Annotated in this window: 25 protein-coding genes; 16 read left to right on the top strand and 9 right to left on the bottom strand. The window is 58.5% G+C overall.

The window, feature by feature from the left end; translation table 11 throughout:
- The first annotated feature begins 112 nt into the window (after positions 1–112).
- Positions 113–3,001: a BACON domain-containing protein gene (locus ACJO3M_RS13985; RefSeq protein WP_407002008.1), complete on the top strand. Its 2,889-nt coding sequence runs from the start codon at positions 113–115 to the stop codon at positions 2,999–3,001.
- Here ACJO3M_RS13985 and ACJO3M_RS13980 read toward each other — a convergent pair.
- The 3 genes from ACJO3M_RS13980 to ACJO3M_RS13970 are packed head-to-tail and all read right to left on the bottom strand — an operon-like array spanning position 2,991 to position 5,116.
- Positions 2,991–4,211, bottom strand: a complete 1,221-nt coding sequence (locus ACJO3M_RS13980) for a MerC family mercury resistance protein (RefSeq protein WP_407002007.1) — start codon at positions 4,209–4,211, stop codon at positions 2,991–2,993. The genes ACJO3M_RS13985 and ACJO3M_RS13980 overlap by 11 nt on opposite strands.
- Before the next feature lie 24 nt (positions 4,212–4,235).
- Positions 4,236–4,472, bottom strand: coding sequence for a mycothiol system anti-sigma-R factor (rsrA, locus tag ACJO3M_RS13975; RefSeq protein ID WP_407002006.1), 237 nt, complete (start codon positions 4,470–4,472; stop codon positions 4,236–4,238).
- Positions 4,469–5,116 (bottom strand): sigma-70 family RNA polymerase sigma factor, encoded by a 648-nt coding sequence (locus ACJO3M_RS13970; RefSeq protein ID WP_407002005.1) that lies wholly within the window; start codon positions 5,114–5,116, stop codon positions 4,469–4,471. Before ACJO3M_RS13970 ends, rsrA begins: the two co-directional genes overlap by 4 nt.
- Before the next feature lie 160 nt (positions 5,117–5,276).
- Between ACJO3M_RS13970 and ACJO3M_RS13965 the strand changes: the two genes are divergently transcribed.
- On the top strand, positions 5,277–5,756 hold the full coding sequence (locus ACJO3M_RS13965; RefSeq protein WP_407002004.1) for a cupin domain-containing protein: 480 nt from the start codon (positions 5,277–5,279) through the stop codon (positions 5,754–5,756).
- Positions 5,757–5,792: 36 nt separating this feature from the next.
- On the opposite strand, the gene ACJO3M_RS13960 is transcribed toward ACJO3M_RS13965, so the two are convergent.
- Positions 5,793–6,668, bottom strand: coding sequence for a LysR family transcriptional regulator ArgP (locus ACJO3M_RS13960; protein ID WP_407002003.1), 876 nt, complete (start codon positions 6,666–6,668; stop codon positions 5,793–5,795).
- Positions 6,669–6,756: 88 nt separating this feature from the next.
- Here ACJO3M_RS13960 and ACJO3M_RS13955 point away from each other — a divergent pair, with 88 nt between their 5' ends.
- The gene (locus ACJO3M_RS13955) at positions 6,757–7,365 is read left to right on the top strand and encodes a LysE/ArgO family amino acid transporter (protein WP_407002002.1); all 609 of its coding nucleotides are present in this window, start codon (positions 6,757–6,759) and stop codon (positions 7,363–7,365) included.
- Between the two features lie 15 nt (positions 7,366–7,380).
- Here the strand turns inward: ACJO3M_RS13955 and ACJO3M_RS13950 are convergent, their stop codons facing one another.
- The 4 genes from ACJO3M_RS13950 to ACJO3M_RS13935 all read right to left on the bottom strand — a co-directional run bounded on the left by ACJO3M_RS13950 (position 7,381) and on the right by ACJO3M_RS13935 (position 9,619).
- Positions 7,381–8,007, bottom strand: coding sequence for a porin family protein (locus ACJO3M_RS13950; RefSeq protein ID WP_407002001.1), 627 nt, complete (start codon positions 8,005–8,007; stop codon positions 7,381–7,383).
- A gap of 18 nt (positions 8,008–8,025) precedes the next feature.
- On the bottom strand, positions 8,026–8,529 hold the full coding sequence (locus ACJO3M_RS13945; protein ID WP_407002000.1) for a C40 family peptidase: 504 nt from the start codon (positions 8,527–8,529) through the stop codon (positions 8,026–8,028).
- A gap of 88 nt (positions 8,530–8,617) precedes the next feature.
- A complete protein-coding gene (locus tag ACJO3M_RS13940) occupies positions 8,618–8,998 on the bottom strand; it encodes a ribbon-helix-helix domain-containing protein (protein ID WP_407001999.1) in 381 nt (126 codons plus the stop codon).
- 51 nt (positions 8,999–9,049) lie between these two features.
- The gene (locus ACJO3M_RS13935; RefSeq protein ID WP_407001998.1) at positions 9,050–9,619 is read right to left on the bottom strand and encodes a DJ-1/PfpI family protein; all 570 of its coding nucleotides are present in this window, start codon (positions 9,617–9,619) and stop codon (positions 9,050–9,052) included.
- A 196-nt stretch (positions 9,620–9,815) separates the two neighbouring features.
- Between ACJO3M_RS13935 and ACJO3M_RS13930 the strand changes: the two genes are divergently transcribed.
- The 8 genes from ACJO3M_RS13930 to ACJO3M_RS13895 all read left to right on the top strand — a co-directional run bounded on the left by ACJO3M_RS13930 (position 9,816) and on the right by ACJO3M_RS13895 (position 15,501).
- The gene (locus tag ACJO3M_RS13930) at positions 9,816–10,133 is read left to right on the top strand and encodes a putative signal transducing protein (protein WP_406988556.1); all 318 of its coding nucleotides are present in this window, start codon (positions 9,816–9,818) and stop codon (positions 10,131–10,133) included.
- A gap of 74 nt (positions 10,134–10,207) precedes the next feature.
- Complete coding sequence (locus tag ACJO3M_RS13925) at positions 10,208–10,693, top strand: MarR family winged helix-turn-helix transcriptional regulator (protein WP_407001997.1); 486 nt, start codon at positions 10,208–10,210, stop codon at positions 10,691–10,693.
- Between the two features lie 58 nt (positions 10,694–10,751).
- Entirely contained in the window at positions 10,752–11,180 is a 429-nt protein-coding gene (locus ACJO3M_RS13920) for an organic hydroperoxide resistance protein (protein WP_407001996.1), read from the top strand.
- Positions 11,181–11,190: 10 nt separating this feature from the next.
- Positions 11,191–11,733: an RNA 2',3'-cyclic phosphodiesterase gene (gene thpR / locus ACJO3M_RS13915; RefSeq protein ID WP_407001995.1), complete on the top strand. Its 543-nt coding sequence runs from the start codon at positions 11,191–11,193 to the stop codon at positions 11,731–11,733.
- Between the two features lie 72 nt (positions 11,734–11,805).
- Positions 11,806–13,374, top strand: a complete 1,569-nt coding sequence (locus tag ACJO3M_RS13910; protein ID WP_407001994.1) for a carbon-nitrogen hydrolase family protein — start codon at positions 11,806–11,808, stop codon at positions 13,372–13,374.
- Between the two features lie 23 nt (positions 13,375–13,397).
- The gene (locus ACJO3M_RS13905) at positions 13,398–14,915 is read left to right on the top strand and encodes an intermembrane phospholipid transport protein YdbH family protein (RefSeq protein WP_407001993.1); all 1,518 of its coding nucleotides are present in this window, start codon (positions 13,398–13,400) and stop codon (positions 14,913–14,915) included.
- A gap of 29 nt (positions 14,916–14,944) precedes the next feature.
- On the top strand, positions 14,945–15,127 hold the full coding sequence (locus ACJO3M_RS13900; protein ID WP_407002057.1) for a YnbE family lipoprotein: 183 nt from the start codon (positions 14,945–14,947) through the stop codon (positions 15,125–15,127).
- Positions 15,128–15,156: 29 nt separating this feature from the next.
- Positions 15,157–15,501 (top strand): YdbL family probable chaperone protein, encoded by a 345-nt coding sequence (locus ACJO3M_RS13895; protein WP_407001992.1) that lies wholly within the window; start codon positions 15,157–15,159, stop codon positions 15,499–15,501.
- A gap of 26 nt (positions 15,502–15,527) precedes the next feature.
- Here the strand turns inward: ACJO3M_RS13895 and rluF are convergent, their stop codons facing one another.
- The gene (gene rluF, locus ACJO3M_RS13890; RefSeq protein ID WP_407001990.1) at positions 15,528–16,433 is read right to left on the bottom strand and encodes a 23S rRNA pseudouridine(2604) synthase RluF; all 906 of its coding nucleotides are present in this window, start codon (positions 16,431–16,433) and stop codon (positions 15,528–15,530) included.
- A gap of 206 nt (positions 16,434–16,639) precedes the next feature.
- Here rluF and ACJO3M_RS13885 point away from each other — a divergent pair, with 206 nt between their 5' ends.
- From ACJO3M_RS13885 to ACJO3M_RS13865, 5 genes are all read left to right on the top strand, one after another.
- Positions 16,640–17,563 carry a GGDEF domain-containing protein gene (locus ACJO3M_RS13885; protein ID WP_407001989.1) on the top strand — a complete coding sequence of 308 codons (924 nt, stop codon included), beginning with the start codon at positions 16,640–16,642 and terminating at the stop codon, positions 17,561–17,563.
- A 55-nt stretch (positions 17,564–17,618) separates the two neighbouring features.
- Positions 17,619–18,032 carry an alternative ribosome rescue aminoacyl-tRNA hydrolase ArfB gene (gene arfB / locus ACJO3M_RS13880; protein WP_406988570.1) on the top strand — a complete coding sequence of 138 codons (414 nt, stop codon included), beginning with the start codon at positions 17,619–17,621 and terminating at the stop codon, positions 18,030–18,032.
- 36 nt (positions 18,033–18,068) lie between these two features.
- Positions 18,069–18,680 carry an ABC transporter ATP-binding protein gene (locus ACJO3M_RS13875; RefSeq protein ID WP_407001988.1) on the top strand — a complete coding sequence of 204 codons (612 nt, stop codon included), beginning with the start codon at positions 18,069–18,071 and terminating at the stop codon, positions 18,678–18,680.
- A complete protein-coding gene (locus tag ACJO3M_RS13870; RefSeq protein ID WP_407001987.1) occupies positions 18,680–19,474 on the top strand; it encodes an ABC transporter permease in 795 nt (264 codons plus the stop codon). The genes ACJO3M_RS13875 and ACJO3M_RS13870 overlap by 1 nt, the downstream gene beginning before the upstream one ends.
- A gap of 78 nt (positions 19,475–19,552) precedes the next feature.
- Entirely contained in the window at positions 19,553–20,545 is a 993-nt protein-coding gene (locus ACJO3M_RS13865) for a CobW family GTP-binding protein (protein ID WP_407001986.1), read from the top strand.
- Positions 20,546–20,547: the final 2 nt, after the last annotated feature.

The following is a 20,547-nucleotide window of genomic DNA, read 5'->3' as shown; positions in this document are numbered from 1 at the left end:
GACCCCGCCAAAACCTTCCCCATAGCGTTCAGCCAGTTGCAGCGCTGGCACTGAATATGCTGCCGTATTTCCAGAGTGTCTCTTTGCGGATAAGCTAAAGGAGAGGGGCGTCATGAACCACATTCGGCAATGGTTACCGGTGATCATGGCGCTTGCAATCTCCCTGATAATGGGGGTTTCCAGCGCACTGCAGGCCACTTCATTGATGGTCTCCACATCCCCCGATCGCAGCGCTCCCACACCTGTTGCATCCGGGCCAGTCTCGGGCGTGGTCTACGTCTTTGTGGCCGACGCTGATGATATGGACCAGGTGCGCTTCTACCTGGATAACACACTGGTTAAAACCGAGAACAACGTGCCCTGGGACTTGGAGGGTACAACCCCGGATGAACTCGCCTTGCCCTTCGACACTCACGAACTGCTGGATGGCACCTACGCCCTGAGGGCCCAGTTGAACAAGGGCGGAGTCACCGTACAAAACCTGGATGTGGGCATGCAGGTGACGAACCAGCCAGCCCCCGAGCCTGGTGATGAGGCCCAGCAGCTGCATGTCGGTTGGCAAGCGGACCCGGCCACATCGTTAAGCCTGGTTTGGTTCACCCCGGATGCATCGGTGCCGGCCATGGTGAGCTACAGAATGACCGGTGATTCCGACTGGGCTCAGGCCAGCGGTTCGCTCAATCATCAAACATCGGATGGCAGGTATCTCAAGGTTGCCCTTTCCGGGCTGATACCCGATACCCCCTATGAATTCCGCGTGGCGTTGGCGGACAGTGTGTGGAGCAAGGTCTATCAAAGCCAGACCGCGCCTGCTCCGGGGCCCCAGGATTTTGACGCAGTGTTCGTGGCGGATACCGGGCTGGTTGGCCGTACCGATGGCCTGGCAACGGGGACCGAGCAAGTGATCGCGGAGATTGCCGCCCTGTCGCCCCGGTTGGTGCTGTTGGGCGGTGACTACGTCTATTTTGATACCGACAAGCGGTTTGGCACCCTGGAACGCACCATTGCCGCCTGGTTTGATCAAATGGCGGCAGTGGCGGGGAATACGCCCATGATGCCGGTATATGGCAACCATGAGGTGGTGCTGGGTGAGGGCTTTGACACCTGGGTGCAGTACTTCCCCACGCCGGACGGCTGGAACAACCGGCGTATGTACAGTTTCGATGTTGGGGACATCCATTTCGTAGCGGTATTCGGGGTAGATGAATTCCAGACCCTGCCCCAGGATGCGCTCGATTGGCTGGCCGCCGATCTGGCCGCTGCCTCCCAGCAGGGACAGCGCTGGCTGATTCCTTTCTTTCATGCGGCGCCGTTCTCCGATGGCAAGAATCATCCATCCGCCTTGACATTGCGGGGCCAACTGGGACCTGTGTTCGAAGCCGCCGGCGTGCAGGTTGTATTAACTGCCCACGACCAATCCTATGAGCGAACCTATCCGTTGGAGAGCGTGCCCGCCGATAATACTCCGACATCCACTGATCGCCATTGCTATACACTGGACGATGGGGTTACCTGGCTGAAGGTGGCTCCCGGTGGCAAGCTCAGTAATATCTCCAAGGGGTTTTCCCCCTGGTCGTCATCGCCGCCACCTGACTGGACGGTTACACGGGACAATACCCTGCACCATTACGCGCATTTGACAGTGTCTTCGGCGGGGGTGCTGGATGTCGATATCCATGGTGTTGCGGGTAACGGGGCGCCGCCCCTGCGAATCGACCGGGTACGCTATACCACCCAGACCTGCGGCCCGGAATTCGCCGCCCAACCTACGCAAGTGGCGTTCAATCTGGAACCCGGGGAAGTGGAGAGCCTGGAGGTGCAACTGACGGCCGATGGCACAACCATTCCATTCGAGGTGACCCAGATACCGGGTTGGCTGTCGGTGTCCGCCGTAAGTGGCACTACGCCGGCAAACTTCCAGCTCACCGCCGACGCCCAGGGGCTGGCCGTGGGCAAGTACAGTGGGGTTCTGGAGTTCTCGGATGGGGCGGACAATGCTACCTGGTTGCCGGTGTCGCTGGTGGTTGGCTCCTCGGACTACAGCCTGTGGGTGGCCGATAACCCACAACGGCTGTCGGCCCAGCCCCTGGAAAGCGCCGTGTTGCAGGGTAATCGCTATATCTTCACCAGCCCGGATACCGACGTCAAAAAGGTGCGCTTCTACCTGGATGACCCCACCGGAACTGGCACAGTCACCAAGACAGAGAGCATGGCCCCGTTTGATCTGGGAGGAACCGCCCCGGACGACAGTGCCTACCCGTTTGACACAGAGACACTGGCCGATGGCGGCCATGCAATGGGTGCTCGCTTGTCCCTGGGCAGTGGTCTGGAAGTGCTAGTGGATTCCAGTTTCCAGGTTGCCAATGATGCGCCTCAACTGGCGGTCAGCCCGCCCAGGCTTTCGTTGCAGGTGATAGCACCGCAATCCATGGCGGAGGACAGCGTGCTGGCTCAAATGACCGACGGCCAGGTGCTGGCCTATACCGCCCAAACCAACGCAAGCTGGCTCACGGTCAGCCCGTCCTCCGGTACCCTGCCGGAAACCCTGACCGTGACCGCGCAGGTCAACGACCTGTCCCCTGGGCAGTATCATGGGCAGGTCACGGTATTGGCGGACAGCGGCGATCAGGAATCCGTGAGCGTTGACCTGTTCTATGGCCAGCAGTCCAGCTCCGGACTTCTGGTATCCCTGTCTCCGGACCGTAGCTCAGCGTTTCCGCTGGATGGCACAACCCTGTCCGGCAATGTCTATGTCTTTGTCCCCGAGGCGGCTGGCATTGAGAAGGTATCGTTCTACCTTGACGACCCCAATCGGCTAGCCAAACCGATCAAGGTGGAGGGCAACGCACCTTGGGATTTCGCGGGCACCATCCTGACGCCACCCCGCAACGCCTATCCATTTGACCTCCAGGGCCTGGACGGACAGCACCAGATCACGGCCGTGAGCAGTGACTCCTCCGGGGAAACCGTGGTGCATGGAGTGTTTAACGTTAGTCCCTAGTGAGCCCCAGGCGCCGGGCCTCATCTCTCCGGCGAAGTGTCAGGTCCCGGAATACCGCACCTATCAACAGAATGAAACCGGCCAGTTCTACAACAAACCAGTAGGAGACAAACAGTGCGAAGAACACCAGGCCAGCCCCCGCCAAGGCTATCAGGGTCGGCGTAATGCGGTGATGACGCCGTTTCCCCACCGCGACGGCGAGCACGGTCAGTGCCGTAAAGACCCCGATGCCTCCTGACCAAAGCTGAAGATCAAGCGTCAGCTGAACGCCCAGTGTTGCCAACAGAATAGTGGCAGCAAGCAGGCCGTAGCACGTCAGCAAGGCCAGCATCAGGGCAGTAACGCCGAGAAATCCCTGTTGTCTGAGCGCGGTCAGCCAGCGCCTGGGATGGCTCCTGCGCAACCATTGCTGCAGATGTCCCGGTGCCTGGCCGCCCCTGCGGGCGGCGATTTCCACTGAACGGGCGCCAAAGCTCTTCGCCACCTCCCGGGTCTGGTGGCTCGGGCTGTGGTCGAAATAGTCGATGTGCCGGATGATCCTGATATCTTCAAAACCGGCATCCCCCAGCATGGCCAGAAGGTTTTCCTCGACGGTGGCGCCAACCACGCACTCCACCCATAACCTGGGATCGGAATCGCAGTCCACCGTAACCGGTCGATTGATGACCACGTCGGCCAGTTGTAGGCGGCCGCCAGGTTTGAGGACCCGAAACATCTCCGTGATCGCCCTTCGTTTGTCGGGCACAAGGTTGAGGGCGCCGTTGCTGGTGATGCTGTCGATACTGCCGCTGGCAAAGGGAAGATGCTCGGCGGTTGCCTGGATCACATCGATACTGGCGCCTTGTGTTTCAGCACGCTGCTTCAGTTTGCGCGTCATGGCCGAGGTCAGGTCCAGCGATATGACGTGACCATCGGGGCCGACAAGGTCCAGTGCAAGAAAACTGTCATTGCCTGCCCCAGCACCCAGATCCAGAGTGGTGTCCCCGGCCCTGATGGCATTGCCGCTAAAGGGATAACCAACCCCCGCAAAGGAGGCGGCAATGTCCTCCGGCAGCAATCTGATCCGGTTTTGGGGGTAATCAAGGGCACGAAGGGCCTGGTGCCCCACTGGAAAATGGAAGGGAGATTGGGGCGCCTCGGCGACCTGTGTATACATGTCCTGGACGGCGGAGGTAATCTGGCTTTTGGAATACCCGAGGATCGCGACCATGGCCCCTGCTCCTTTCGTTACCCTTCAGCGATTCGCCAGCAGTGCTTCTACTCGTTGCTTTAGCCGATCCGGCGCCTCTTCGGTGCCGCTGGCCGCGACCTTTTCCCTCAGGCGCGTTTCGAATTCCTTTCGACTGAAACAGTCATGGCAGCGACGAAGGTGGCGATCGATTTCTGCCCGGGTCGTGTCATCGAGTTCACTGTCGAGGTACGCGAATAGCCGTTCTATGACCTCCTGACAGGAGATGATGTCTTCGCTCATACCGTACCTCCGTTTCCGGGACCCGCCTTCCCGGAGGCTGTTGATGTCAGACCGGCCTCCCGCCCCTGAGTCCACAGGGTGTGCTGGAGTAGGGCTCGGGCCCGGTTGAGTCGGGAGCGAACGGTGCCCAGGGGAATATCGAGCAGCTCTGCGGTCTGGTGATAGCTATAACCTTCAATTTCCACCAGCACCATTGCAATCCGAAACTCGTCAGGTAACTGGTCCAGTGCCTCCTGGATATCCTTTTTCAGAATCTGATTCAGGAACGATTGCTCCGGTGCGCCCCACCACAAAAGGAATGGCTGGTGCAATTTCGCGAACAGTGAAAAATCACCTTCGTTCCCTTCAGTTTCCAGCGCCACTTCCTTTTCCTGGCGGCACTGGCGGCGTCGCCACTGGTTGATAAAGGTATGGTTAAGTATCCGGAACAGCCAACCTTCAAACCGTGTGATGTCCGTCAGCTGGTCAAGCTTGTTCCAGGCAGTTGCCACCGTTTCGGCGACGATATCCTCGGCATCGTCCGGGTTTCGTGACAGGCGCAACGCTGTCCCGTACAGGCGATCCATCAGCCTGTGGATTTCCTGCTCGAACATTGCCCGTCGCGCTGCCTTTGGGCGGTTGTCTGTGTGCGTTGCCGTTACCATGACGTTCTCCCTCCGGAGATGTCACAGGGACGTGCGGAGTCCAATGAAAGTTCCCGTCAGCAACGGATAAAAACCGGGGAACAAATCAATATGCCCATGCGTCCTTGTGGCCAGCCGGGCGTTATCCCCGGTTGGTACCCTTATATGGAGGATAGATGCAATGGCTACCAATACAATGATCACTGCAACGGCCCTGGCTCTCTGTATGGGCGTGAGTTCCGCCGTGCTGGCGGAAACACCCTACATGGGAGACGGGCACACCATGATTACACCGGATGAACTGAAGTGGGGACCAGTGGGCTCCATGGCCCCGGGTGCCCAGATTGCGGTGCTGGAGGGTGACCTGGGAACCGGCGAACCCTTCACCATGAGGTTGAAGCTACCTGCGGATTATGTGATTGCGCCTCACATTCACCCGGCTTATGAGCGGGTCACGGTGTTGTCCGGGACCTTCTACTTTGCCCACGGTGAGGAGTTTAATCGCGACAGCGCCAGGGAGCTGCCGGAAGGCAGTCTGGCGATCATGTCTCCCGGGGATCCGATGTACGGCTATACCGAGGGAGAGGTGGTTATCCAGCTCCACGGAACCGGCCCCTGGGGCATTGAATACCTGAATCCCGAAGATGATCCTCGCCAATGATGAATGGCAACAGTAACGCGGGGAAGGGAGTAACGGCTATCGATCAAGGGGGCTGGCCGACTGGATAGCCGTGGTCAGGCGGTCCATAACACCGCCGCTATGGCGCCAGAAATGCCAGTAGAGCCGCACTTCCAGGGATTGGCCGGGGGCGATGTTGACCAGTTGTCCCGTGTCCAGTTCCTGTTGCACCTGGGCCTGGGGGATCATGCCGTACCCCATCCCCGCCAGGGCCAGCTTCACGAAGCCTTCCGAGGACGGGCAGAGATGGTGGGGCACCGGGCCGTGGTAGCCGCACTGGGCGAGAAACCGGTGCTGAAGCTGATCATTGGGGCCGAACACAATCGCCGGGGCGGATTCGAGATTGCCAGCCGTAAAGCCGCTGGAGAAATACCGCTGAACATATGCCGGCGTGGCCAGTGGCAGGTAGGTCATCGTGCCGACTGGCACGCAGCGGGCACCGGCGACCGGTTGCGGGCTGCTGCACAGGCAGGCGGCAACATCGCCTTCGCGCATGCGGCGCAGGCCAATGTCCTGATCTTCGATCACCATATCCAGTAGCAGTGCTTCCTCTGCGCAGAATTCGCCAATAGCCGTCGCCCACCAGGTGGCGAGACTGTCCGCGTTCAGGGCAATGCGGAGCCTTGCCGTTGGCTCCGAAAGTGCCGGAATGGAACCGGCCAGATCCCGTTCCAGCAGTTGCACCTGCTGCACATGGTTCAGCAGCCGCTGACCGGCAGGAGTGGCCTTGATAACCGGGCTACGAATCAGAACGGGCTGGCCAAGCCGGATTTCCAATGTGCGCAGGCGCTGGGACACCGCTGATTGACTGAGTCCCAGGGCCGCGCCGGCACGTTCAAAACCACCGCATTCGATCACTGTGGCGAGGGCTTCCAGGAGTTTGTAATCGATCATAAGAAAAACTGATGCAGCATTATGAATATGAATTTCCAGTATAGCGGTAACCCGGTAATCTTGCGCTATTGGATAAGGAGGTTTAAACGTGCTGGAGAGTTACCTGACCGGTTTGATTGTGTGCGGTGGCATCATTGTCGCCATCGGAGCCCAGAATGCCTACGTGCTGAGCCAGGCGATCCGCAGGGAGCACCATTGGTGGTCAGCCAGCTTGTGCATGGCGGCGGATGTCACCCTGTTTACCCTGGGTATGTTCGGTGTCAGCGCTGCGCTGATGGCCATGCCCCAGGCCCTGGAAATCCTGCGCTGGCTCGGGGTGGTGTTCCTCGGTTGGCTGGCTATCCAGGCCTTCGTTCGCGCCGGTCGGGGCAGGGTGGCTCTGGAAGTCGGAGAAGTGACAAAACGAAGCCTGAAGGGCGTGCTGTTCACCACGCTGGCGGTTACTTTGCTGAACCCTCAGGTGTATCTCGATACTCTGGTGTTGATACCGGCGGTGGGTGCGCAGCAGGAAGACACCACCACTTTTGTCGCTGGCGCCAGCAGTGCGTCGATTCTCTGGTTCGGGCTGCTGGCATGGAGCGGATCGGCGCTGGCGCCGGTTCTGTCTCGGCCGATGGCCTGGCGCGTGATTGATGGTGTTATTGGCCTGATGATGGCGGGTATTGCGGTGCACCTTGCCGTAAATGGTGGTCTGTAGGATTCATGGGGGCGGTCAGAAACGGATAGCCAGCCCGGCACCCGCCTCAACCTGCAAATACCCGCTGCTTTCAAACCGGACGTTGCAGCCGCCGGAGCAGAACACCGAGCCACCGCTGTCGAGCACGGTGTAGATTCCACGCAGGTCCAGTCGCAACAGGACCTGGTCGGTCACCGGGAACTTGTATCCGCCGCCCAGTGTCAGTGATGCCCGATGGTGGGTGTCCAGACCGGAAGGTTTGGGGTCGAGCCGGGTCACGCCTGCCACGCCTGAAATAAAACCGCCGGTGGTCGTGCCGCCGGGGAAATACAGTCCGCCAAATTGCAGCTGGTAGAGGGTGATATCCACCCGGTCACGGGGCCGCGACAATAACCCCTGCGGAATGTCGGCCGTTGTGTCCTGCCTCCCCACGTACAGTTCCAGCTGCTTGCCCGGTTCCTGCAAATCGATGTTTACCAACAAGCCCTGACTTACCGTGTCATCCAGCTTCACCCGGCTTTCGGAATCGTCGGTGTCGTTTCTGGTGTCGAATTCACCCCCCATTCGGAAGCCGACAAACGGCGTGAGCTCCACCTCCGCTGCAGCCGGCATGGCCAATGGAAGCAGAGCCAGGTAACAGCACAGGGATCGGGTGAGAGTCATGGGCTCATTGCTCCGGCGTCAGTCAAAGCGTCGGGCCTGGGTAAAACGACCCTTCCAGTAATAACCGTTCATGGACGACTGGGTCACGCCGATTGACGTGGAGGCATGGATAAATCGGTCGTCACCCATGTAAATGCCGGCGTGTTGTTCCTTGCCGCCAATGCGGAAAAAGACGAGATCGCCAGGCTGTATATTTCCGGGGTGCACGGTATCGCCGCTGGCCAGCATTTGTGAGGTGGTTCTGGGTAGTTGCTTGCCCAGTCCTTCCTGATAGGCCGTCAGGATGAAGCCGGAACAGTCGAAGCCATTGGAGGAAGTGCCGCCGTACTGATAGGGCGTGCCCCGGTAGCGCTCGAATACCTGCCAGAGCTTTTGCGCTTTGCCGGATTCCTGTGCCGCAGCCGTCGGCGAGGACAAGGGCGCGTCGGCCGTGCTTCCGGGCAAGCTCTGATGGCTGGCACACCCGCCCAGGGCAAGGGCTGATATGACCAGGATGAGGATGTATCGGAACGATTCACGCATATTGAAACTCAGACCCGCCTGTTCTGTGTTCCAACTGTATTATTCCTTCGATCGGATGTCAGGTTACGGTTTGGAATGCCGTGCCGGATCAGTGGGTGGATTTACCTCCCGGCGCGGCAAGCACTTCCGACGCCGGGTTCTTCTCCAGGATCCGGTCGGCATCCAGGGAGGCAATGGGTACCCGGGTGTCCCTTGGGACATCGCCGGTTAACTGCAGCTCCAGATAACGCATCGCGCAGACCCGCAGGAACGAGGTGAAATTCCCCAGGTCATGCCCTGCATCGATGGACTCGTGATACAGCCTGGTGATCATCTGGGGCAGGTTCATGCCGTCCCGTTCGGCCAGTTCGGCGAGGACATGCCAGAAGGCATTTTCCATGCGAACGCTGGTTACCATCCCGTCGATACGAAGGGAGTGGGTCTTGCTGACCCACAGCTCGGGGTCGGCGTTGATGAAGAGCTTGCACATGGGCGTTTCCGGTTCTGTGTCCAATGGGGCCGGAATTCCAGCCCCATTGGCTTAGTTGTCCAGTAACTTGAAAAACTGCGCCAGCCAGGCCGGATGGGCGGGCCAGGCGGGTGCTGTTACCAGATTAGCATCGGTGACAGCCTGATCAACCTCAATGCTGGCAAACCGGCCTCCGGCGAGTTCAACTTCCGGCTGACAGGCAGGGTAGGCCGAGCACTCGCGGCCTTTCAGGACGCCTGCGGCCGCTAACAGTTGCGCGCCGTGACAGATGGCGGCAACCGGTTTTTCCGTGTCGAAAAAGTGTCGTACCAGATTCTTCACATCGTCGTTCAGCCGCAAATATTCCGGGGCGCGTCCGCCGGGAACCACCAGAGCGTCGTAATCCGCCGGGTTGATTCCCTCGAAATCGGCATTCAGGGCAAAACGGTGGCCGGGTTTCTCGGTGTAGGTCTGGTCACCCTCGAAATCGTGGATGGCGGTGGCGACGGTATCGCCGGCTTTCTTGTCCGGGCAGACGGCATGAACCGTGTGACCGACTGCCTGCAGCGCCTGGAAAGGCACCATGGTTTCGTAGTCTTCGGTGAAGTCACCGGTAATCATCAGAATTTTCTTTCCGCTCATGGCTATCTCCTTGTGATTGTCCTGCCAGGTCAGGAAACAGTAGCAGCGGTGCCCGGCGAGCGGGTATTAACGGGATACTACAGGCTCATATCTGTTGGGGTTTGTTGGTCCTGTCTGTCTTGGCGGACTATGCTTGGAATAGGACCGGCGATGTTTGCAGGTGCTGTACTGACCAGGTCACAGAAGGAGGCGGGCGTTGCAAATAGCCTACAGGGCCCGGGATATTACCGAGGCGCACATTGTGGCCGGCCTGCTTGAGGCCAACGGCATCGAAACCTACGTGGGTGGCCACTATCTTCAGGGGGCCATGGGGGAAATCGGCGCTGCCGGTTTCAGCAACGTTCATGTGGAGGACGAAGACCTTTACCGTGCGCGGCAACTGGTCACCGAATACGAATCAACCCGCCACGGATACGTTGCGACCGAGGATGATGACGACCGCCCGGACTTTTACGCGCGTTGGTTTCTGTTGGTGTTAGCCGTTCTCGGATGGTTGCTGTTCAACCTTTACTAGGAGATTAATTTCCCAGACAACTGATCCATGGGTTATGATAACTCGTACACGAGGTAATCGTGAGTGAGTTAATTATGCAAGAACTGAAATCGTCACAGCCATGCGAACCGGGAAGTGAGTTGCTGAAGTTGGACAGGCAGATGTGCTTTGCCCTGTATTCCGCCTCGCTGGCCATGACCAAACTTTATAAACCGGTGCTGTCTGACCTTGGCCTGACTTATCCCCAATACCTGGTGATGCTGGTGCTTTGGGAACAGGACGGCATCACGGTGTCGGCGCTGAAAGAGCGTCTTCACCTGGATTACGGCACCTTGACGCCATTGATCAAACGTCTGGAAAAACAGGAATTGCTGACCCGTACCCGGCCGCCGGAAGACGAGCGGCAGGTGCTGATCCATCTCACGGCCAGTGGCCACAGCCTGAGGGAAAGGGCGCAACCGGTGCCCGAGCATGTGGCCGAGGCATCCGGCTGCTCCCTGGCCGAACTGGAGGACCTGAAGAACCAGCTCAACGCACTCAGGCAACGATTGCACAGTCATCTTGAATCCGGGCCAGCCTGAACGCCGCTCATCCCGAGTGGCATGTCAGAGGTCCGCCCACAGCGAAAAGGAGAAAACCATGTCAATTGAACAAGTCGCTTACCGAGCCAGCGCAGAAGCAACCGGTGGTCGTGACGGCCGCGCTATTTCATCCGATGGCATCCTGGATGTGGAACTGACGACGCCGAAGGAACTGGGTGGCGCCGGCGGCAAGGGCACCAACCCGGAGCAGCTGTTTGCTGCCGGCTACTCCGCCTGTTTCATCGGAGCCATGAAGTTCGTGGCCGGTCGTGACAAGCTCAAGATGCCAGAGGATGCCTCTATTGAGGGTGTCGTGGGCATTGGCCAGATTCCGGGTGGCTTTGGTATTGAAGTCGAACTGCGTATCAGCCTGCCGGGTATGGACGATGCTGAGGCAAAGAAGCTGATCGACGAGGCCCACAAGGTGTGCCCGTACTCCAATGCCACACGTGGCAACATCGACGTGACCCTCAACCGGGTTGCCTGAGCCACTTCCCATGAGCCGTTTGTTTTTCGGGTTGGAAATTCCAACCGGCATCAAACAGCGTTTGCTCGGGGTGATTGCGCCGGTTTCCGGCGCAAAATGGCAAAGCCCTGAGCAATTGCATATCACCTTGCTGTTCCTGGGAGATGTTGAGCAGGGCAGGATTGCATCACTGTGCGATGCCGTTCGAGATATCCCGGTAGAGGCTTTTGAGCTTGAGGTGACCGGTCTCGGCTGTTTCGGTCAGCCCCGTAGCCCGAGAAACCTATGGGCGGGCGTGCAACCGCCGGAACCCGTAGCGGCGCTGCATGGCGCTCTCAAGACCAGAATGGCAGGCCTCGGGATTGCGCCGGAGAGCCGACCGTTTCGTCCCCATATCACCCTGGCGAGATTTAAAAAACAGCGGGGATCGGTGGAGGCATTGCTGGAGGATCATCGCGATTCGGTTTTCGGGCAGTTTGCGGTTTCCGAGATTCTTCTGCTTGAAAGCAATCAGGGACCCAGCGGATCCGTATACTCGGTGGTCGAACGCTTTCCATTGGCTGACCCACCCTGACCGATTTCCCTTGACGAAAACCCATCTGGACACCATAGATGAAGGCATATCAACGCCTTTTCCGAGGTGTCTATGTGCCCGCCGTTTTCCGATCCTGATCTGCGTCTGTTTGTGCGTAATGCCACGCTGGCGGATATTCCCGGCATCATCCAGCTCAGCCGCCGTGTCTATGAAGGCACCGGCATGTATGGCTACACCAAGGGGCCGCTGACCGGGCAGATCAACACCTTCCCGGATGGTCAGTTTGTCGCCATGCTGGGGGATACCGTGGTGGGTTACTGCGCGACTTTCCGCATTGCTGAAGAGGTCGCCCTGGCAGCCCATGACTGGACTTCCATCACCGGTAATGGCTATGCCTCCCGGCACGACCCGGAAGGTGACTGGCTGTACGGCATGGAAGTGTGTGTGGATCCTGAGTGCCGCGGATACCGTATTGGCGAGCGGCTGTACAACGAACGCAAGCAGTTATGCCAGACGCTGAAACTGCAGGGTGTGGTGTTTGCCGGTCGCCTGCCCAGCCTGCGGCAGCGGCTGAAAAAGTTTGGCACTGTTGAGGACTACGTTGAAGCCATCAGGAGCAAGGAACAAAAGGATCCGGTGCTATCCTTTCAGCTCCTTCAGGGCTTCGAGGTGCACGGAATCATTCCTCATTATCTGGATGCCGATCATGATTCCATGGGCTATGGCGTCCACCTGGTCTGGCGCAATCCGACAGTATCCCGGAACAGCGACAACGAACAACGCAAACGGTATGGCCAGCGTATGCGGGATACCGTGCGTATCGGCACGGTTCAGTACCAGCAAAGGCCGGTGGCTTCGTTTGATGAATTCAGTGAAATTGTCCGTTACTTCGTGGATGTCGTATCCACCTACAAGGGCGATTTCGTGGTGTTTCCTGAGCTTTTCACTCTCCAGCTGCTTTCCATTGAAGCCCGTAAGGGCAGCCCTGCAGAGGCGTTTGCAGCAGTCACCCACTATGCGGAACGCTACCGGGAACTGATGCGGGATCTGTCCCTGCGCCACAACATCAATATTGTCGCCGGCTCCACCCCTGTGCGCGAAGATGATGGCGCCATTCGGAACATGGCCCATGTGTTTCTCAGGGACGGCCAGGTCTTTACCCAGCCCAAAATTCACCCCACTCCCAACGAGGCCTTTTGGTGGAACGTGAAGGGAGGCAATCGGGTCAGCGCCATCGAGACTGACTGCGGCACCATAGGTGTACTGATCTGCTACGACGCGGAATTTCCGGAACTGACCCGGCACCTGGTGGATCAGGGTGTCCACATCATCTTTGTGCCGTTCTGTACGGACGAGCGCCAGAGTTACCTGCGGGTGCGTTATTGCTGTCAGGCGCGGGCCGTGGAGAATCAGGTGTATGTGGTGATGTCCGGTAATGTTGGCAACCTGCCGAAGGTACCGAACATGGAAATCCAGTACGGTCAGAGCTGTATTCTTACTCCCTGTGATTTCCCGTTTGCCCGGGATGGCATCGCGGCAGACACCGAACCCAATGTTGAGACAGTGGCCTTTGCTGATTTGAGACCGGAGGTGCTGCTCACTGCTCGCAACAGTGGTACCGTAAAAAACCTTCAGGATCGCCGTCACGACCTCTACAGCGTGACCTGGCGTGGTGAATAGCCGGAACCGACAGGAGCGTTGTTTTGCCATTTGATGGCCCCATGCCATGGAAGCGATGGATCTACCTTGCAGTCCTGGTGCTATTTGCCCTGACAGCGCAGCCTGCGTTCGGAGCAGGCTGGTCGCTGATGCTGCAGCAGGGGCAGATCGGACTGACACTGCCGGACATTCATTCCGGCGGCTGGGCTGTGACCGGAATTCGCGCTGATGTGGTCACCGCCGTCGAGGCAGACAACCGCGCTGCTACCGTCCATTTCAGGTCCGGGTCCCGGTTGCGGGCGGCGGGCGTTGTTCAGGAATCCGCTGACTCGTCCTTGCAGTTGGAAGATGTCCGTGTGGACCTTAGGGACGTCACCCTGACGGTGAATCTCAAAGGCACGGAGCCATTGCCCGATCGAAGCACCGTGGCTGGTCATGTGGTTGTCGAGGTCGGAGCACTGAATCATCCGCGTCTGAAACGCCAGGGCTGGCGGTTTGAGGGTACCGTGAATGGCCCACTAACGGATCTTAGCGTTGAAGGTCAGGTACGGTCAGATGCAGGTCTGGTCGCTGATGTGACGGTGAGAAACGTACCGGGCGAATATTTGGCTGCCCGTGCTACTGCGAAGGTTGATGGGGAGAAGGGCAGTAAGGCCATGGCCGGTACCCTCGCTGACTGGCCGGAGCTTCTGGAGCTGCATGCGGGGCAGGTGCAGGCCGAAGCGGAATTTCGCACGGAACCCGGCACCCCGTTGGCACTCCATGGCCAGTTGAATTTCGACGGCGTTGGCGGGGTCATGGATCGTACCGCGATATCCGGTCTGAACGGGCGGTTGTTGATCAGCCTCGAGCAGGATTTGCTGACCGCTCGCTTTCGCGACGTGACTATCGGTCAGATCAACTCCGGCATTGGCATCGGCCCCGTTCGTTTTCTGGCGGACTACGAGGCACCGCAATCGGATGTCCTTGGCGGCGTTCTGAATCTGCAGCAGGCAACCGCCGGGTTTCTGGATGGCCGCCTGAGAGTGGCGCCTGGTGCCATTGATCTCTCCACGAAGCCCTGGCAGGTGCCAGTTGATGTCTATGAACTCTCCCTAGCGCGCTTGCTGCAGGTGTATCCGACCGAAGGCCTGGAAGGAACCGGAGAGCTCAGTGGCCGTATTCCGGTTCTGATCAGTGACGCCGGCATCAAGGTTGAGCAGGGCAAGATCTCTGCCAGCGCTCCGGGTGGTGTACTGGAACTCCCGGCTGAACGGCTTCAGGCGATGCTTGGCAGCAGTGAAGCCATGAACCTGGTGGTGGAAGCTTTGCAAAACTTTCACTATTCGGTGCTGGAGAGCACGATAGACTACGATGAAAAGGGCAAGCTTGTGCTTGATCTGAGTCTGGAAGGGGAAAATCCGGAGGTCAGGGGCGGGCAACCGGTGGTGCTCAATATCAGTCTTGAAGAAGACATTCCCGCCCTGTTAACCAGCCTTCAGCTGAGTGGCAGGGTGAACGAAGCCGTGACCGAACGCGTTCGGGAACGACTGCAACAATCCGGGCAGGAGGCAGTGCCATGACGAATGTAGCGCGGTCGCACCGATCGCTTATGGTGAGAGCATTGATGATACTGATGCTGCCACTGGCGTTGTACGCTTGTACGCCAACGGTGCAGATGGCCGCACCCAAAGAACCGATTACCGTAAACCTGAACGTCAAGATCCAGCACGAAATCTACGTCAAAGTGGACAAGGAAGTGGATGAACTGTTCAGTGAGCAAGGGTTGTTCTGAGCGAAGCCGGATATTCCAAGGGGTTGATAATGAAACGATTGATACAACTGGGTGCGTTCATTCTTGCGATCGGCATGAGTCTGCCCGCGCTCGCCATGGGGCTGGATGAAGCCAAGCAGAAACTGGAATCCGTCAAGCAGCAGGGTCTGGTGGGTGAGACGCCGACAGGCTACCTGGATGTGGTTCGTGCCGACGGCCAAGCCCGCGAGGTGGTGGAAGCCATCAATAGCGCCCGCAGGGATGAATACACCCGCATCGCCGAAAAACACGATATTCCGGTTACCCAGGTGGAAACCGTGGCGGGAAAGAAGGCGATCGACAAAACGCCCTCCGGCCAGTTCGTGTTGATTGAGGGGCAGTGGGTGAAAAAGTAGTCCGCCCAATGGCTAATGCGAGAAGTTTAGCGCTTCACGCTTCGTTGCCGGGGTTTGCCCGGCTTTGGACGCTTGCCCGGCTTCGTATTTTTTCTGGGGGATGGCCTTTCTTTATGGCTGCCCCCCCTGGACGAAGTCCCCGGTTTTGACAATTTCGGTTTGCCGGACGGTTTCTTCCTTGCCGCCTTTGGAGCCTCTGCTGGCGCTTCCGAGGACGAGCCCCTGATGGCATCAAACAGTTCAGCCAGTTCTTTAGGGGTCAAATCCCGCCATTGCCCCACCGCAAGCCCTTTCAGGCTGACGTTCATGATGCGGATACGTTCAAGCTTGGTAACTTCGTAGCCGAAGTGCTCACACATCCGGCGAATCTGTCGGTTCAACCCCTGGATCAGGGTGATGCGAAAGACAAAGCGGGATTCCTGGTTCACTTTGCACTTTTTCGTCACGGTACCGAGTATCGGAACACCGCTGGCCATTCCCTGGATGAATTCCCTGGTAATGGGTTTGTCGACGGTGACCAGGTATTCCTTTTCGTGATTGTTCCCCGCCCGCAGTATCTTGTTGACCAGGTCCCCGTTGCTGGTCATGAAGATCAGGCCCTGGGAATCCTTGTCCAGTCGTCCGATGGGGAAGATCCGTTCGCTGTGGCCAACGAAACGCTGGATGTTGTGTTTTTCTGCGCTGTCGGTGGTGCTGACAATGCCAACCGGTTTGTTCAGGGCGATAAAGACCAGGTCTTCTTCCGAGCGTGGCTCGATAAGCTGGCCGTTCACCTTGACCGTATCGCCCGGTAGTACCTGGTCGCCTACGGTCGCGCGCTTGCCATTGATGTAAACGTTACCCTGCTCGATGTAACGGTCAGCCTCCCGGCGCGAGCACAGGCCGCTCTCACTGATGTATTTGTTAAGGCGGGTGGTATTTCCGGAGGCCATGGGGGTCCTGTGATGGATGAGCTTACTATCGTTATCGGATTGCAGTGCGCATGATAGCAGGGTCTCAGGAATGCGTCAGTGGCGGCCGTTATGTGCAAATATGTCATAAACGGTCAAATCTTATAAATGCGTGAGATATTTCACTGTCAGGAAGGTAACATTGTGAATGTTCCGTCACTTTTCCCCTAAGGGGTGCCTTGCCAGCCATGCCCGTCCAGAAAAACGTCAACATGCTCGTTACGACTTCTCAGGGTTTGTTGCCGTTTATTGAATCCTTGCCTGATGCCGTCATCATCACCAACGCAGACCATAAGATCGTACTGGTTAATGCCCGTGCCGGGGAAATGTTTGGTTACCCTGCGGATGCTCTGGCAGGCTCCGACCTGAAAATGCTCATTCCGGAGCACCACCGGAATGCACACAGAATGAACGTGAAGGGTTATTTTCGGGCGCCCCATGCCCGCCCCATGGGGGAGGGCAGACGGTTTTCCGGGCTGCGCGCCGATGGCACGCAGGTGCCGGTCGATATCATGATCAATGCCATCATGTTGGATGGGGTCAGGGTCGCCATGGCTCTGGTCAGGGATGTCACCTACCAGCGAGAGCTGGAAGACCGGCTGACCCTGGAGTCACTGACTGACGAAATGACCGGTTTCTATAACAGGAAGCACTTCAAGGCCCAGCTCAAGGCGCAGTTCTCTGCATTTGTTCGTTCGGGCATACCGGCTTCCATCGTCATGTTCGATTTTGATAACTTCAAAGTCATCAACGATCAATACGGCCATGCGGGCGGGGATAGGGTGTTGATCGATGCCGCGAAGCTCATTATGGAAGACCTACGGCCTTCTGACGTTGCCTGCCGTGTCGGGGGTGAGGAATTTGCGATCATTTTGCCTAACGCTCAATTGCAGGAAGCCGTCGCGTTTGGCGAGCGGGTACGCAGGCTGATAGAAACCGTTTGTTTCAAGATGGATGGCGTTACTTTCCATGCCACCATTACCGTGGGAGTGGCTTCCTTCACATCGACAGACAAGTCATATGATTCGCTGATGAAGAGGGCGGACAACGCCCTCTATGCCGGCAAAGCGGCCGGGCGCAATTGTGTTATATCCCAGGATTCTTTAACGTAAGGCTCATTTGGATGGCCAGACGGGATACCAGAGCCATCAAACATTGAGCTGAGCTATGCTGAAAATCTCCAACGCCGTTGAACTGGCTGACTGGGAAATCGAGATCACACAGATACGCGCCCAGGGCGCCGGCGGCCAGAATGTGAACAAGGTGGCGTCGGCCGTACACCTCCGTTTTGACATCCTTCACTCCACCTTGCCGCCGTTCTACAAGCAACGACTGATGGCTTTATCCGATCAGCGCATCAGTAAAGACGGCATTGTTGTGATTAAGGCACAGTCGTTCCGCACTCTGGAACTCAATAAGGAAGACGCTCTGGAGCGCCTGAAGGAGCTGATTCAGGAAGCCGTGAAGCAGCAGAAGGCCCGTCGCCCCACGCGGCCTACGAAGTCTTCCCAGCGTCGCCGTGTTGACAGCAAAACCCGGAAAGGAAAAACCAAGGCGCTCCGGGGAAAAGTGGATCTCTGATGCCTGGTTTTCTGATGTGTAAAGGATGCTCTGCTCATGCCCGACCTCCGGCTCGAAGATCTCTCCATTGGCTCTCTGAACAGTGTGTCCATAACCGTGCCGGCAGGAGAAGTCGTGTGCCTGTCTGGTCGTTCCGGGAGTGGTAAGAGCCGCCTGCTGAGAGCGGTGGCGGATCTGGACGCCCACGGTGGCTCTGTCTGGCTGGGTGATACAGGGCAGGGTGATGTCCCGGCTCATCAATGGCGGCGGCAGGTATTGATGGTTCCTGCAGAGAGCCAGTGGTGGGCCGAGCGGGTGGGTGATCATTTTCCCGTTGATATCGGCGCAGGCGATCACAACGCTCTCCCGCTGGCGGATCTGGGGCTTGATGACGGCGCCCTGGAGTGGTCGGTGAGCCGCCTGTCTTCCGGCGAGAAACAGCGCCTGGCGTTGTTGCGGGCGATGGCCATGAACCCGTCCGCGTTGTTGCTGGACGAACCCACCGCGAACCTGGATGCAGACTCGGTGGCGTTGGCGGAACGCTGGTTGCTGCGGGAGATCGCACATCGGCAACTGTCGGTGCTTTGGGTAGCCCACGACAGGGAACAGATCCGCCGGGTTGCCCACCATCACTTCGCGATTCGCGGCCACACCCTGGAGGCATGCTGATGGATGTCATCGACCTGGCTTGGTGGAAGCTGGCGCTGGCCGCTGGAATGATTGTGCTGCTGGCGATCTTTACCCATCTGAGCCGCCTGGGCGTGACCAGAAGCCTGTTAATTGCCAGCCTCCGCACCGGTATTCAACTGGCGTTGATAGGGCTGGTTCTGGAAGTGTTGTTTGCTTCTTCCGGGTTACACTGGATCGCGCTGATGGCCCTGGTTATGTTGCTGGTAGCCGGCCGGGAGGTCATGGCCAGGCAGCAACGCCGCCTGACCGGCGGCTGGGCGTTCGGCATTGGCACCGGCGCCATGTTTCTGTCCTCGTTTACGGTAACCGTGCTGACCCTCACGGTAGTGATTGGCCCCGACCCCTGGTATGCGCCGCAATATGCGATTCCGCTGCTGGGCATGATGCTCGGCAACACCATGACCGGCGTGGCCCTGAGCCTGGACCGATTAACCGAAGCGGTGTGGCGGCAGCGCGCAGTCATTGAGAACCGCCTGATGCTGGGGCAGCCCTGGCAGCAGGCAGTGGGGGATATCCGTCGGGATGCCATGCGCAGCGGCATGATGCCTTCGATTAACGCGATGGCGGCAGCGGGTATTGTCAGTTTGCCCGGGATGATGACAGGGCAAATCCTGGCGGGCAGCCCGCCGGCAGTGGCGGTGAAATATCAGATCCTGGTGATGCTGACCATTACCGTTGGCACCGGTTTTGGCGCCCTGATGGCCGTGGCATGGGGCAGTCGCCGCCTGTTTGATGATCGGGAACGGCTGCGTCTGGATCGGCTCTCAGGTTAAAGGCGTGCATTCCGCTTCCCCGGCGTTGGTGTTATAGTATAACAATAATTTCCCGCGCCACCCTCTGCGAGTCGCTTCATGAAGACACCGATCCCTACCAATCTGATCCTCGGCTTTCTGGGGGTTGGTAAAACCACCGCCATACTCGATCTGCTGAAGAACCGGCCGGAAGGCGAAGTCTGGGCAGTTCTGGTCAATGAGTTTGGTGAAGTCGGGATTGACGGTGCCCTGCTGGAAACCGAGGGGGCGTTTATCCGCGAAGTACCCGGAGGCTGCATGTGCTGTGTCGCCGGGCTGCCCATGCAGATTGGTCTGAACCAGTTGATCCATAAAGCCAGGCCGGACCGCCTGCTGATTGAACCGACCGGCCTGGGGCACCCTTCGCAGATTATCGACACCCTGACCAGCGAACACTACCAGGACGTACTTGCCCTTGGCCCGGTGATCAGTCTGGTGGATCCACGCCGCCTGGAAGAGCCCCGGGTGGTGGAGAATGTGCAGTTCCGCGATCAGGTGGCGGCAGCCGATATCCTGGTGGCTAACAAGGTTGATGCCTGTTCCCCGGAGCAGTTGTCTGCTTTCGATCAGTGGGCAGCGAAGCTGGAACCGGCCAAGCGCGCGGTCTTTCACACCAGTTTCGGGCGTCTGGCACCGGAATGGCTGGACGGCTGCACCGACCTGCCGGAAGTCACATCGCCACAGGCCCACCATCACCACAACCACCAGTCGAAGCCTGATCCTGCGGTGCCTGTCAGCGAAGAGCCCTGGCAACGGGTGAGCAATGAAGGGCAGGGCTATTTCAGTATTGGTTGGCGGATTCATCCGGATCTGGTGCTGGATGAGAATGGCCTTATGGCAATGGCCCTGGATGATCGGCTGTCGCGCTTCAAGGCTGTGGTTCACTGCTCCGACGGTTGGCGTGCGGTGAATATGGCGGACGGCGCTCTCTCTGTGGTTGAGGCGGAGTCCAGGGAGATGTCACGGATCGAGATGATTGCTTCTCGGGCGTTGGATGAAGATGAGTTCGATCAGCAACTCAGGGCGTGTGCCGGCATGCATGACGGGCGCTAGTT

The organism is Marinobacter alkalisoli, assembly GCF_045449795.1.
Taxonomy (GTDB): domain Bacteria; phylum Pseudomonadota; class Gammaproteobacteria; order Pseudomonadales; family Oleiphilaceae; genus Marinobacter.
This window is presented reverse-complemented; position numbering and strand designations above follow the sequence as displayed.